This window comes from Aquirufa esocilacus (genome assembly GCF_042715595.1).
GTDB lineage: Bacteria > Bacteroidota > Bacteroidia > Cytophagales > Spirosomataceae > Aquirufa > Aquirufa esocilacus.
In genome coordinates this window covers 459904-476397 of sequence record NZ_JBBKXX010000002.1, presented here as the reverse complement: position 1 = coordinate 476397, position 16494 = coordinate 459904, and the positions used below count along the sequence as shown (strand labels likewise).

Here is a 16494-nt window from a genome sequence, read left to right as displayed (position 1 = left end):
AGTCAAATTATTCTTCCCTATTCTAAAGGAAATTTGAGTTGCATTTCTAAACGCTGCAGTTGATGGTATTTTTACAAAAACTTCTCTATAAACTACTGTTCCTAAATCCAAGGTAGGAATATCAAGAGAAGTAATTGGTTCTTTAATAACAGGAGTTGTTGCAGGCGGCAACTTAACCTCACCATATACATTTTGTGTTGCCTCTGCTCTTAATGCACCAAAAGTAGTACCTGCAAAGCTGTTAACATCTTGTCCATTAATAAAAGCGAATGTCCAATTTTTCCGAGAAACCTGACCCAGGTTTGCTGGATTATTTTCAATCATTAATGCGACGCTACATTCATTCGAATCTAAAATCCCATCATTATCATCATCCAAATCATCGATATCTGGAACCCCGTCAAAATCAGAATCTAGACAAGCTTTAATCGTTGGATCTGTCGCACGTGAGTATAAATACGTACCACTATACAATCCACTTTCAGTTGCTGTTTCAATAGAGTTGGCAAAACCATTGTTTCCATAAGTACCTGTAACGGTAGTCGCCGTTAATGAATTGACTGTTTTAGATTCCGAAGCATCCGAACAACCATCGCCATCAGAGTCTAAATCCAGACGGTTTGGAATACCATCTCCGTCAGTATCTAAATTTTCATTAGATGACGCGGGTTTACTTGTACATAAGTATCCAGAACCTGCCTCAATAACCATTAACGATAAATCCGTTGCTCTGTCAGCTGTATGTGCGAGCGCAATAGTATGGGTAGTTGCAGTAGCGACAAATGACAAAGTAACCATTTGTTGTGTTGCTTCTAACAACTGATCCGGTGCTTGTGAAACCTGCGTTCCGTCTCTTAATAAGACAAACCTTGCAGCTGTTGGGGTTGTTTCATAGGACACTGCAGCATTAACACCCGGACTATGCGTAAATGCACCTCTAAATGATAAGTAATAGGTTTGCCCTACTGTCAAGCAATTTAGTGTTTGCTGGAAGGCTTCACCAAAAGGCCCCCAGCCTCCAAGTGATCCACTTCCACCCTTGCTCATTCCATAAATGAAGAAGGTATTAGCGGTAGCAGCAGGGAATAAGGTCCTAGAAGGGGTAGCTTGTCCATAACTTATTTGCCAATTTCCTTGATTTATATCTACAGATCCTCCATTTGCAAAACTTGTCCATCCCGTAGGAGGTGTACCCGTTGCAGAAGCTGTTGCAGAAAAAGAAGGGTTGGTAACACAAGCTGGAGATAGTGCACAACCAAATGGGCCATTTTCAATACTATCTAACACCCCATCATTATCGTCATCTAAGTCATATACGTCCGCAACGCCATCTGTATCTGAATCTAAACAGGCTTTAATAGTTGAATTGATGGCGTAATCATAACTATAAGTACCAGTATAAATACCTGATTGTGAGGTAGTTTCTAAACCATCTGCAAAACCATTTGAACCGTAATCTCCTGGAATAATATCGGTTGTTAATTTAGAAGTAGAAACAACTGAAGATGATTTAAATGTTGTTCCTGCTTCCACTGCATCAAAACAGCCATCGCCGTCTGAATCTAAATCTAATCTATTGGGTCTACCATCATTATCAGTATCTAAATCAGTACAAGAAAAAATGGCAGGACGCGTAGCATCACTTAAAATAATATCATTTAAAGAAGATGTTCGGTATGAACTAAGGGCTAATTTATAATCCGAAACTACACCTTGAAATGCTTTTTGAGTAACTCCATTAATTGCAACAGTTACATAACCTGTTGCAGAAATATCAATACTTAATACATCCGACGCCGTAATTGGAACGTTATTAATATCCCAAGTGGTCGTAAAGTAACCATAGGTAACAGAATTCTGAGGATAAAATTTATATGCACCGTCCCCCCAATCTCCTGGAGTTTGTGCTTTTGTTACAGGAAGTAATCCAAACATCTCATAACCTGTTGTTGAATTATGCTTGAACTTTAAGGAAATCGGAAGTTTAAGATTCTCATTCGAGTAGGATGATTTCCAAGCATCGCCACCGGCTGTAGTTAAACTATTTGCTGTTTTGGCTGTAATAGAAGACCCATTAAATGTTAATGTATTTAAATTGATTCCGCTTGTAACACAATTTGTTTGCTCAATCGTATCTAACACCCCATCGTTATCATCATCTAAATCTGTAATATCGGGTACGCCATCCGTATCCGAATCTAAACATGCTTTAATAGATGTGTTGTTTGCAAAGTCATAAGTATATGTTCCTGTGTATAATCCACTTTCTGTTGTCGACTCTAATCCATCAGCAAAACCATTGGCACCGTAAGGACTAGGAATGACACTAGTAGTTAATTTAGCCGAAGGCGCAACACCCGATGTAGAAATATTCGTTGTACCTGCTTCCACCGCATCAAAACAACCATCGCCGTCACTGTCTAATTCTAAACTGTTAGGTATGCCATCATTATCAAAATCAGATGATGCACACACAAATTCTTTAAAATGTATTTCGGTTGCCCATCCACCACCAGAAGCCGCATTAATTCCTAAAACTCTATAAAATTTATATGGCTTCGTATTGGCAGGGAAATTAGCAATATTGGAGTTGAAGTTTGACAAACCTCCACTAGTAGTGGTTGCAACATCATTATACGTTAATGTACCTGTAACATCTACCCAATTGGAATTATCTGTGCTACCTTGAATTTTGTAAGTAGACGTTGTAGAAAAAAGACGTTGATTTTGATAATGCCCAATTTCCAAATAGGTTAAAACCTTAGGACTAGGGAATTCAAAATTAAACCAAGGGCCATTTAAAGTACCTGAAGGGGCACTAACAACATAAACGTTATTATCCACACCATCAATTAAATTAGCAATGGTGTTCCCATTAAAACCATACGTTATGGTAGATGGTTTCGTGATAATCGCTCCCGTTTTGTTAACAACAACCACCGAACAATTATTCTCAATGGTATCCAACACACCGTCATTATCATCATCTAAATCTAGCACGTCCGATACGCCATCACCATCGGTATCCGTACAAGCATTAATGGATGCATTGATTGCATTATCATATGTATAAGTTCCCTTATAAAGACCTGATCCAGCAACGGTTTCTACGCCATTAGCAAATCCATTATCATCAAAAGGGCCAGGAATTAAACTTGTTGATAATCTAGCCAAACCCGAAATACCAGAGGTTGAAATATAGGTAGTTCCTGCTTCCACCGCATCGGGGCAACCATCGCCATCAGAGTCGAGGTCTTTACTATTTATAATGCCATCTCCATCTTTATCACAAGCATCTAATTGTGTTCCAATAAATACATTGTCAATACCAAAATCATCACTAGAAGCAGTAAAACTAAAACTTAATGTGTTTGTATTTGCAAGTGCTGTTTTAGGTATTTTAACAACCATCTTTGTTGTAGGAACCATGTTTGCTACAATATCAACACTTGAAACATTGACTGTTGCGCTATTTTTAGCCACTACACTTGCAATGGTTCCTCCATTAGGATTGCTTATAGTAGCATATATTTTGTTATTTAAAATAACATCTAAGGATGCAGTGCTCGCACTTGATATATCCCAACCATATCCATTTGTATTAACATCAAAAACAACATCTACTGTAGTTTGTGCTGCGGGAATAATAGGCTTAGCAAAAGTTTGGGAAATTTTATCATTCGTTACATTTTCTGCAGAGTTCCAAAGAAAACCTGGCGTATAATAAACCCAGTTAGCACCAGCAGTCCAACCAGCTGTATTGGTGTCAAATGTGCCGTTTAATAATATATTAGGAGCAAAAACTGGACATTCCACGACATCTAACACACCATCGTTGTCATCATCTAAATCAAGCACATCAGTCACACCATCTGAATCCGTATCCTCACAAGCACTTACGGTAGCATCAGTAGCATAAACATAAGTATAGGTTCCGGTGTAAGCGCCCGATTCGGTGGAAGTTTCTAAACTATTGGCAAAACCATTAGCACCGTAATTGGGTGTACTCGGAATTATGCTTGTGGTCAATCTAGCCGTGCCTGAAATGCCAGACGTTGAAATATACGTTGCACCCGCTTCAACAGCATCAGGGCATGCATCACCGTCCGAATCAAGGTCTAATCTATTGGTGTTCGCATCCCCATCCGTATTAATGTCTTCGCAATTTACTTCTCTAAAATAAACCTCTGTAGACCAATTGGCCTGACCCGTCATACTAATGGCATAAATCCTGTACGATAAAAAGGGTTTATAATTGGCAGGCATATTAAATTTGATGGAATTGGTCGTAGCCAGGATTGGAGATGTGTTAGCCACTACTTGTGAACTAACAATGTCACTCCAAGTTGTCCCCTCATCATTTGATCCTTGAATTTTATAGGTTCCGCCTGCTATAAAAGGTGTTTGATTCGTAATATTTGCTAACTCAATTAAGTTTAATACTTTAGGCGCGATAAAATCAAATTGATATACTGTCTTATTAGAGATACTCGATTCAGTTGGATAAATTTGTTGAATCAAAGAGCCATCCAAAAATGCGTTTAATCCAGTTGGCGCATTTTGAAAATACCAATTTACAGCAGAGCTTATCGTGATATCTGATTTACTCATGACAGATCCTTCGCAAGATTGTTCCACATAATCTAGAACACCATCATTATCATCGTCTAAATCAATGATATCATTTACACCATCCCCATCTGAATCTAAGCAAACATTTAATGTATTATTGGTCGCATAATAATAGGTATATGTGCTTTTGTATAAATTACTTTCGGCATTGGTTTTTTCTAGTGTATTTATAAATCCATTAGCTCCAAAATCAGCCGAGGCACCTGTAAATTTAAAGTTGGCTGTTGTATTTGATGATGTTCCTGACTCTAATGCATCACTACATCCATCGCCATCAGAATCTAAATCTAAATGGTTAGGAATTATGTCCCCATCAGAACGACCCGTTAAACAAGTTGGCTTAGGGCTTGCACTAACGGATGTTGATGTAGCGAGATTAAATTTGGCCTCATATACCCCTCCATAGCTACTCAATCCTGCCACTCCTAAAATCCGGAAATATTTGAATTTCACAGTAGTTGCGAGTGTATTCGAAATAGTGAAAGTTCCACTGGTGGCTGAAGAAAATGTGGGTACTGATAAATCTATCCAAGTTAGATTGTCGCCTGATCCTTGTAATTTAAAGGTACTTGCGTTAGTACTTGATAAAGCCCAGTTGACTAAATCAAAACTCATTCCAGAAATTGAAATATAACTTTTAGCAGTAAACTTGAAAATCTCTTTATTCACCCAATCTTGATTTGCATTGAATGCAGATGCAGTAGTTCCTATACCATCAATGGCATTCCCAATAACATAAGATGAATATTGCACTAACTCACTACTTACTGAAATGGGACTTGCTAATTCAGTTAAAGTATAAAAACAAGTGGGCGATTCAATGGCATCTAAAATACCGTCATTATCATCATCAATATCTACTAAATCCCCTACGCCATCGCCATCTGTATCTGTACATGCTTTATAGGTTGGATCGATAGCATAATCATAAGTGTAAACACCTTTATATAAATTACTTTCTGCAGCTGTATTTTCTAAAGAATTATAAAAACCATTTGCCCCAAAATCTAATGCATTACCCGTAAATTTAAAATTAGCTGTTGTATTAGTGGAAGTTCCCGCCTCTAATGCATCAGAACATCCGTCCCCATCTGAATCTAAATCTAAATGATTAGGGATTAAATCCGCATCTTCTCGACCTGTTAAACAAGTGGGTTTAGTGTACTGACTTTGAACAAAAGAATTAGATAGAACAAATCTCGATTCTGAAACACCTCCGTAATTAGAATTTCCAGCCACCCCAATCACTCTGAAATATTTAAATTTATCACTAGGCAATAAAGTATTACGAATACTAAACGTACCGGTATTTGTTTGTGAATTCAAAGCAGCCGACAAATCCGACCAGGTGCTATTATCGTTGGACCCCTGTAGTTTAAACGTTTGGTTCGCATCTGATGACAAGCCCCAATTCACTAAATCAATATCAATGCTAGCAATTGGAATTGAACTAGTGGCAGTGTATTTAAAAATTTCTTTCCCCACCCAGTTTTGAGTAGGCGCAAAAGCAGATGCAGTAGTTGTTATACCATCCAATGCCTTCTCAATTGTATAAGAAGAATGAGGAAGTAATTCCGTACTAATAGAAACTGGGATGGATAGTTCACTTGCATCGTAAAAACAGGATGGCGATTCTACTGCATCTACAATACCATCGTTATCATCATCTATATCAAACAAATCTGGAACACCATCATTATCTGTATCCAAACAAGCATTCAATGACTTATTAACAGCAAAATCATACGTATAAGTCCCCGAATAATTGCCTGACTCTGTCCCCGTTTCTAAAGCATCTGCCAAACCATTATCACTATAAGTGGATGACGCAATGGCACTAGCCACATTTGCCGTAGTCGAAGTAGCCGTACCTGATGGAGAAGTTAAGTTTACAACCGAACCCGTTGTAAGTGTTCCTGTAACGCCTGCTTCTTTTGCATCTGGACATCCATCACCATCTGAATCTAAATCCAAATTGTTTGGTATTCCGTCAGAATCTGTATCGTTTGAACAAGTTAATTTAGGATTTGCACTTGATCGATTCGAAGACGCTAAATTAAATGTAGCATTTGCAACGCCACCAAAATTAGAAGTACCTGCAACTCCATACAATCTAAAATACTTATACTTTTTACCCGCCTGAAGATTATTGGTCAAAACTAAAGTAGCTGGCGGCGTATAGGTCAGTGAAGAAACTGGAGCTGTGTTTAAGTTATCCCAAAGCACATTGTCTACCGAACCTTGGAATCTAAATGTACTGGCAGCATCAGTTGATATCGCTCTGAAATCTAGGTCTAGAGTCAAACTTGTAATATCTATGAGACCATTCGCAGTATATTTTAAAATTTCATTGTTAGCGAGAAACTGCCCTGATTTAAAAGCAGAATAAGTAGCCAATGAACCGTCAATTGATTTGTCAACAGAATAAGTACCAGTAGCATCATAAGGCATTAAATCTGAACTGACAGCAACTGGCTTTGATAATTCTGATAAACTATAAAAACAAGATGGTGATTCCACCGCATCTAAAATTCCATCATTGTCATCATCTAAATCGGATACATCAGGGACACCATCAGTATCTGAATCTTTACACGCTTTGATCGTTGCATCAATGGCAAAATCGTACGGATAATAGCCGTTATATATTCCATTATCTGCCGTTGTTTCTTTAGCGTCTACGAATCCATTGGTACCGAAACCGCTCGTAAATTTAAAATTGGCTGAAATGTCTGTCGTTGTTTTAGCTTCATACGCATCACTACATCCATCATTGTCTGAATCTAAATCCAATCGATTCTCTAACCCATCGCCATCTGTATCGCAAAAACCTGCGCTACTGAAGGTATTAAACTCCGCATTTAAATTTGATGGTGCCCAAGTATTATCTTGACTAAAAACAATTGTATTGGTGCCTGTTAAATTAATAGGCACTTTTTGGTAAACAGCGCTTACTAAAACTAACTCTTTATAATTACCAGTTCCATTAACAAAATCATATCCATAAATTTTAGAATACCCATTATTATTAATCTTAACTCTGATTAATGGATATTGAGACGCGTTTGGATAATTCCAAACATTCCCGGATGGATAAATTGCAGTTCCGTCCGCTCTTACAATATCAGTATAAGGCTTTGGATAAGGATAACCAGCACCCAATGGAGCAAAATTCAGTTCACTCACATTGGTAATATCTACATTGTTAATTTTTAAATTAAAATTGTTATCTAGGGCCCAAATATCAATCCATAACTCTTCAGGGAAATTTGTAAAAGTTGCGGTCTTGCTTGCTCCAGAAGCAATATCAAATCTTGGCACTAAAGGTTTTTTACCAGGAACAGGACATTCCACAATATCCAAAACCCCATCATTGTCATCATCTAAATCTACTAAATCAGGTGTGCCATCGCCATCAGAATCTAAACATATACTTTGGGCTTTATTAATAGCAATACTATAATTATAGGTACCATTATAAGCACCGCTTTCACTAGCAGTCTCTAATGTATTGACAAATCCATTATTGCCAAAAGTAGAGACACCAGCTCCATCAATGATTGCGTTTTGTAAGGTTGAAGTTGAAGTTCCAGAGGCAATCGTCGCCCCAACTAAATTAATGACCGATGCCGATGTTAAACTTGCTGTAATGCCGGCTTCTTTTGCATCTGGACAAGCATCACCATCTGAATCTAAATCAAGATGATTCAAGATGCCGTCTCCATCCGTATCATTCGAACAATCTACCTTAGGGTGTTCGCTTGGAATGTAATCTGACGCTACATCAAAATACACCTCATTTGCATAACCCGTATTATTAATACCTCCGCCACTTGACCAATAAATATCATAGTACTGATACTTTGCTGCATTTTGTGTTACCGAAAATATATTGGCACTAGTAGCATATTGCGTTGTTGCTGGATAAGGGTAAATGGTAGAAGTTTCTGTTGCAGAGTTGGCATTAATGGTTGCGTCATAGGTGACTTCTGCAGTAGATGTGCTTGTACCAGAACCAGATAAAAATGTCCAATTCACACCATTGTTTGATCCTCTTAAAATTAATTTAGTGCCATCATTAAAGTGTGAATAGATACCCGTGTATCCCAGTAAAATTTTGGAAAGTTTAACCGGGATATTCATGTTAAATTGATAAACCTGTCTACCTGAACCCAGTGCATTGACTGTTGAAGTAGTGGTTTCCATTCTCACATCATAACTAACCCCACTATTTTTACCATCCACTAATTTTTGTGGTTGATTTTGTGGACTTGTCATGGACATTCCCGAGGAAACTTTAATGTCTGAACGATTACCAAAATGCCAATCGTTTTCTGAATAAAAACAATCAGGAGATTCCAAGGCATCTAAAATACCGTCATTATCATCATCTAAATCAGTGTTATCAGAGACTCCATCCCCGTCCGTATCCTTGCACAAGGCTAAATTGGCACTTAAAGCAAATGGATCATAAGCCGAAGTATAATTCACTACCCCTGCCGTAGCACTTTCAAACACATTTAATAAACCGTTAGCATTTGTATCATCCCCTGATGAAAACACTGGATAAACTGTTGTACTTGTAGCGGTTGTTGAACTCTTTGCTTCAATGGCATCAGAACATCCGTCATTATCGGAATCTAAATCCTGGTGATTTAAGATTCCATCCTTGTCCGTATCATTTATACAAACCGCTTTGGGACTTGTACTTGGCTGATAAGAAGTAGCGGTTTCAAAATAAACTTCATTGGCAATACCAGATGCATTTACACCTCCCCCAGAAACCCAATAAATTCTGTAATTAGAATACCTAGCAATGTTAGCATCATCTACCGTAAACGTATTTGCCGTAATGGATCCCGTTACTCCTGGTATCGACGTGACTGCACCATATCCTGTGCCTAATGTAGTCCAAGTAGTATTGTTATTCGATCCCTCTAATCTGATAATCGTACCCGTATTAAAATGGGTGTTCGTATTTACGTACCCTACATAAATTCTTTTTAATGCCACCGGCACCGGCATTTGAAAGCCATAAACCGTTTGAGCGGCAGTGGTGGATGCATTAAAAATGACAGAATAATTTGCCGCTGCAGTTCCATTATCTCCATCCACTAGTTTACTTAAATCTCTATAGGTTGAACTCATAGCAAGCGAAGTACTCTCTAGAATTTCACTTCTATTACCTGATAACCATTCTGCAGCCCTGTAAAAACAATTAGGCGACTCCACCGCGTCCAATACCCCATCGTTATCATCATCAATATCAACAGAATCAAAAACGCCATCACCATCGGTATCTGCACAACTCGCTAAGTTTTTACTTATTGCTTGGGGATCATACTTTGAAGTATAATTAATTAAACCACTTTCAGGGGCCGTTTCCACACCATCCGCTAAACCGTTTACTCCATAAGGTGCAGCTGCAATTGCGCTCACTACATTAGCCGTAGTTGTTTTAACTACACCATACAAACCATTTTTTACAGTACCTGTAGATAAGGTTCCAGATACCCCTGCTTCCACTGCATCCGTACATCCATCCCCATCTGAATCTAAATCTATGCGATTTGAAATGCCGTCGTTATCGGTATCTTGGTCAAAAAAGCAAGAAGCAAATACAGCTAACCCGCCGGTTCCAGATGTGGCAGTACCCCCAATGATTCTGAAACTCACTTCTGAGATACCCACTTCGGCTGCGCCGGCAATATTTTTTAATTGTACAATCCCCCATGACTGAGTAGTTCCCGTATTAGCTACTGTTGTTCTAAAATAGGGCGTATTCGTAGAAAAAGGCGCACCAAAATACTTAGTAAAATTACCGTTAAAATTACCTGTATTATTGGGCTGTGGAGTCCAGATTGAATTAGTAGGCCCATAGCTAGTTAATAAATTAAAATCTATGCCAGCAATGATTGTCCCATCTTTTAGTTTAACCGTGAAATCACCAATTCGATCGTCTTGATAGATGGAAGCATACTGAAGGACCACATCCGATACAGGTTGATCAAAAACTATTCTATACCCATCTTCAGATTCTGTAAATGAATTTAACATCCAGGAAGGGAAGGCGCCATTATAGCCCATTGCCCCCGTTGTAGTTCCGTTAATATTTCTAAAAATATAATTAGGAGTAGTGCTACAAGATGACGATTCTGTTTGGTCTAAAATACCATCATTATCATCATCTAAATCAAAAACATCTGCTACCGAATCACCATCAGAATCTAAACATGCCGATGTCCCTGCGTAAATGGCATAACCATAATTGTAAACACTTGAATAAATTCCATTGTCTGCAACTGTCTCTAAAGCATTTGCAAATCCATTCGTTCCATAACCACCATTTGCAATGGATCCCGCAACTCCCGAAGTAGTGGTAGAAACGGCCCCATTACTTCCGTTTTTGATTATTCCATTATTTAGTGTACCGATAATACCCGCTTCTTTTGCGTCTGGACAACCGTCTCCATCTGAATCTAAATCTAACCTATTTGGAATTCCGTCGTTATCCGTGTCTAAATCCGTAGCTCCACACAAAACCCTAAACTCCCCCAAAAACATATTGTAAGCTGCGCTAACAGTTATGCCATCCGTACTTACTTGATTAAGGCTATTATTATTTATATCATACCAACCATTGATGATATTTAATTTTACCTTAGTTGCACTTAAAAAGGTTTGTGGAAAGTAAAATGGCTGAGCTCCACGGTTTGACCCACTTCCATTCGGTTGTTCAGTAGTGTAAATACCTGTAGTGAATACTTGCCCATTATTATAGGTAATTTCAACCGTAAAGTCTTTAGGCGGCGCATCGCCCCCTCCATAATTATTTGCATCAGGCGCCCATAATACCACGCCACCAATATTGGAATTGCCTGGTAAATTATATTCTATAAATCCGGATGTTAATGGTTCTTTCAAAAGCCACGCGTCTTCTAAAACAGCAGGGGACGAAGCTAATGCATTAAGACCACTACCCGTAAAGCCAGATCCATCAATTGTACGCGTAGCTGTGCTCCCTCCATAAACTGGACTTGAAGTTGCTGAACTAGGAGTTATAAGTAGAGATGAATTACAATTCGTCATTTCGACGACATCTAAGACGCCATCATTGTCATCATCTATATCAAAAATATCAGTTACTCCATCACTATCTGTATCCAAACAAGCATTAAGACTAGCATTTAACGAAAAACTGTAATTATATGTGCCGCTATAAATACCGCTTTCGTTTGCCGTTTCTACTACATTCGCAAATCCATTTGCGCCATAATTACCCGTTGTTCCTGCAATCGCATTATCTACTGTAGTTGTAGTAATTGAACCAATTGTTCCATTTTTGATTGTCCCTGATCTCAGGTTCGGAATATTCGTTTCTTTAGCATCAGGACATCCATCGCCATCCGAATCTAAATCTAGATGATTGAAAATTCCATCATTATCAGTATCACAAGTAAATGAACTAGCACTTGAATAAGCATTATAAAAAGCGGTGGCAATTTTACCGACATTTGATGCATACCAAGGTGTGGTCTGTGTAACTGAACCATCTACAAACCAAGACACGAATCGATTTTTATCGGTAGTACCTGGTAATTGTTTTAATCCTGCTACTGTCTCTGTTGCATTCGCAGAAGAACTAAATAAAATATCTGAACTGGCAACCCCTAACATAGGATAATAAATGCCGCCTAATAATGCGTTTGTATTGAATTGACTAGCATAACTATTAGAAGCGTTCTTATTGTACGTTTCGTTCGTGCTAGTTGTTCGAGTTGTAGATAAAGTATACGATGTACCAAATACTGTATTTAATAAATTAGTTAAGCCATTTTGATTTGCAACAACGCAACAGTTGTCTGACTCTATAACAAATGCCTCGCTTGTTTTATTTTGTATAGCTGCTTGTAAGGCAGTCCAATGGTTTGCATGTATAGTATTAAATGCCGCACCACCAAAAACAACCATATCATAGCCATCATAAAAACCGGCAGGAACTGTCGCAGTTTCAATAATATTGGACTCCACAATACTTGCTCCAGCTATTTTATAATTATCAAATTCTGCAAATAAATTTGCGCGCATTCCCAAATAACTTTCTGAAGAACCTGCAAATAATATTTTACGCGGGCGCATATCGCATTCAATCCTGTCTAAGATTCCATCATTATCATCATCGATATCATTTAAATCTGTTACTCCATCCCCATCAGTATCCAGACAAGCATTAAATGATGCATTAACCGCATACGCATAAGAATAAGTCTCCTTATAAATACCCGACTCGCCTGCTGTATCTAAGTTATTTGCAAACCCATTAAACCCATAAGCACCGGCAACAATTCCTGTATTGCTTGATGTTAAAATACCCGCTTCTACCGCATCGTAACAACCATCACCATCGGAATCTACATCCAGATGATTCAAGATGCCATCATTATCGGTATCTAAATTTTGAGAACAATAAATGTCCTTTATCTCTATTAAAAAAATATCGTCAACTCCAAAATCCGCAGACATAGGTGCGCCTGTACTTTCAAAAAGACTGATGGCCATCGTAGACCTATTGCCAGAATTGACCGTAGCTTGCTTTGAAACCCAATTACCCGTTGTACCAAAATTTCCTTGTGGAGCACCTCCATTAATACTATAACTAACGGCGGCCGGATTCCCATTTCTGATTGAAAAACCTAATTTATAATTCGTATTGGGTTTAACTGATACCGTTTGACTCCAAAAAGCAGTAAATGGGGCCTCGCAGTCAGCATTAATTTGCATGGCATTTCCTTCAGATAAAGACCCTGCACTAGAAACCCAGCCTGTAGGTGCAACAAGATAAGCTCCACAAGCTCCAATATTACCTTTTGTATAGGTTGTAGTAAATCCAGTATCCCCTAAATCAAAGTCCCCATTATAAACAAGGTTAAATTGTTTGATCGTTAGATCGTTAAAAATTTGAAAATCGTTTGTTAATGCCACACAACTATTTCCCTCTATCGTATCTAGTATACCATCATTGTCATCATCTAAATCAAAAACATCCGCTACAGAATCCCCATCTGTATCCGTACATCCATTTTTAGATGAATTTGTTGCATTTTCATATGCATATGATCCAGAATAAATACCACTTTCAGAAACCGTCTCTAACGCATTCGCAAAACCATTATTCCCAAAAGTGGCGGCCGCGCTACCAGAAGTAGCCACCACGCCAGTTGAAGTTAGCGTGGTATTAATATTTGATTCTTTAGAATCAGGGCAGGTATCGCCATCAGAATCGATATCCAATCGATTAGGAAGCCCATCTCCGTCCGTATTAATATCAACGCAAGTGACTTCTCTAAAATAAGCTTCTCTTGCCCAATTAGCTTGTCCCGTAACATTAATGGCAAAAATTCGATAGTTAAAATAGCCTTTATAGTTAGCAGGCATATTAAATTTGATCGAATTAGTCGTAGCTAATATCGGAGCTGTATTGGCAATCGCCTGAGAACCAACAATATCTTCCCATGTTATACCATTATTAGATCCCTGAATTTTATAGGTTCCGCCTGCTACAAAGGGGGTTTGACTTGCATTATTCTCGAGCTCAATTAAGTTGAGCACTTTAGGAGTAACGAAATTAAATTGTAAAAGCGTTTTATTAGCGATGGCTGTCTCCGTAGGATACAATTGTTGAATTTGTGAACCATCCAATAATGCATTTAATCCTATTGCAGGTGCATTTTGAAAGAACCAGGAAATGCCAGAGCTAACAGTAATATCTGATTTACTCATGGACGCACTGGAACAAGTTTGTTCTTCATAATCCAAAACGCCATCATTATCATCATCAATATCTCCAAAATCAGGCACATTGTCCCCATCCGAATCTAAACAGGGTGTAAAAGTTCTTGAGCTGATATTATTGACAAAATTACACTCGTAAATAGGGGTATTTGATTTAAAATTGGTTGACCAAGTGCTTAAATTAAAAGGTGTTGCACTGGTTCCATTATCATTCACCACCGCAAAAATTCGAGAACCACCGCCTACTAAATGTGCATTAATCGAAACGTTGATGGAGGCTCCTGCAGCAATAGCAGCGGCTGTTTGAAAAGTGCCTATTAAATTAGCGGCGACACTCGTTGGATCTGCATCGTAAAGAGAAACAAACGTCCCAACTGGTAAAACTGCAGCACCCGTATTACTAATAGTTGCAGAAACAATCATAGTAGGGCAAACACCCGTAATTGAATTAATGGTGATGGTTGCATCGGGCGAATACGTAAATCCACTAGGCACCCCATTCCCTGTAGCATCTGAAAATTGCAACTGCGCTTCATTGTTATTGTACGCAATAGTGCTCGCTGCATTAATTTCAGTAGTAGGAACCGTTAAATTCGAATTGATATTGACAATGCGGTAGTTGCGCTGGTTCCAATAATTGGGAGCACCTTTCCAAGAAGACGTGGCTGGATCACTCCCGAAAACCTGTAGCATATTGTTACCCGTAACTGCAATTTCTGCTTGACCATCATTATTTAAATCGGCCACAATTGGGTATTCTCCCCAAGTAGCAGAAGCAACAGGTGCTGAAGCATAATTAACTGGTGTGGCAAGGTTGCCATTGATAATCCGCAACGTGGACTGATCGCGGTATACGATTTCTCGCATACCATTTCCATCAAAGTCAAATGCGGTAATACCCGTAGAACCCGACATGTCATTGGTCCCAAATGTCCAGATGTGTTGCGTCGTTGTTCCTGCAGTAGTATTATAGTTTAAATTATAGGCTGTTACGGCACCCGAACTTGCACCTGATGAGTTGATAATAACTGCTTCTGGCAAATCTGTGGCTTTGCCCCCCGTTGTTTTATCATTGTACACATTGGCAATTAAGGGTAAACCTCTAACTCCATAATTAAAAAATGGCGGCACTCTTTTAAAAAGTAAGGTATTGGCTAATGTGGTTCCGTTAGGGTCCCACATCACTACAAAAGAAGATCCATTATATACAATGTCTAATTTCCCATCCCCATTCATATCGCCTACGGCAGTGGGGCCGTTATCGTTTGCCGCAATTCCTGAACCAGAAACAGTACTCAAATCCTTTAACAAGGACATAGTGCCTGCTGCAAGATTAAAGCCGTACACTTTTGATCCAAAAACTAATTCTTTGCCGGGATTAGTTGAAATAATGTCAACAACAATCACATCAATAGGAGTACCAGTTGAACCATAAGTTTGACTGGAATAATTTAAAGGCAACCCTGCTACTCTCTTAACTAATGCGCCATTGACAATTCCAAAAACATCTGAACCTATCACGATTTCGGCTGTGCCATCTTCGTCAATATCTACAATATACGGTGTAGCGGACTTCGTTATTTGATTAACAAAGTTCCCATTGTCATATTGTGAAGCTGTTGTTGATTTGTACAAAAAGTTAGTCTCTGTGCCACCAGTATTACTAAAAATGTAAACAAATCCCAAAGCGTTGACCATCACGACTTCTGGTGATGAAGAACCTACAATATTAGCAATAGCTGGTTGAACGGAGCGCTCATTAGTGGTAGCAATAACGAAACTTTTAGTGGCGGTAGTCGCATTGGAGCCGTCTCCTTTGTATACGTAATATCCTGAATTATCATTAGCGGGTGCCAGAATTTCAGAAATACCATCACCATTCAGATCTGCCGCAGTAGGTATTCCTCCATTCCAAATAACCGCATTGGACTGAAATTTTTGAATCATTCCCCACGAGGTAGCAGGAGTAGGATTGTAAGGAACCACACACGGCGTCTGTGCAATAACAAACACAGAAACCAGCTGAAAAAGGACAATTAGAACAAAGCGAATCGGTAAACGTAATTTCAT

Annotated in this window: 1 protein-coding gene (only partly in view); it reads right to left on the bottom strand. The window is 38.7% G+C overall.

Translation table 11 applies throughout. The features are described 5' to 3' along the window. On the bottom strand, positions 1–16494 hold the 5' portion of the coding sequence (locus SKC37_RS07625) for a tandem-95 repeat protein (protein WP_377980902.1). The gene continues 12468 nt to the left of window position 1, outside the view; only the first 16494 of its 28962 coding nucleotides appear in the window; the start codon lies at positions 16492–16494; its stop codon lies beyond the left edge, outside the window.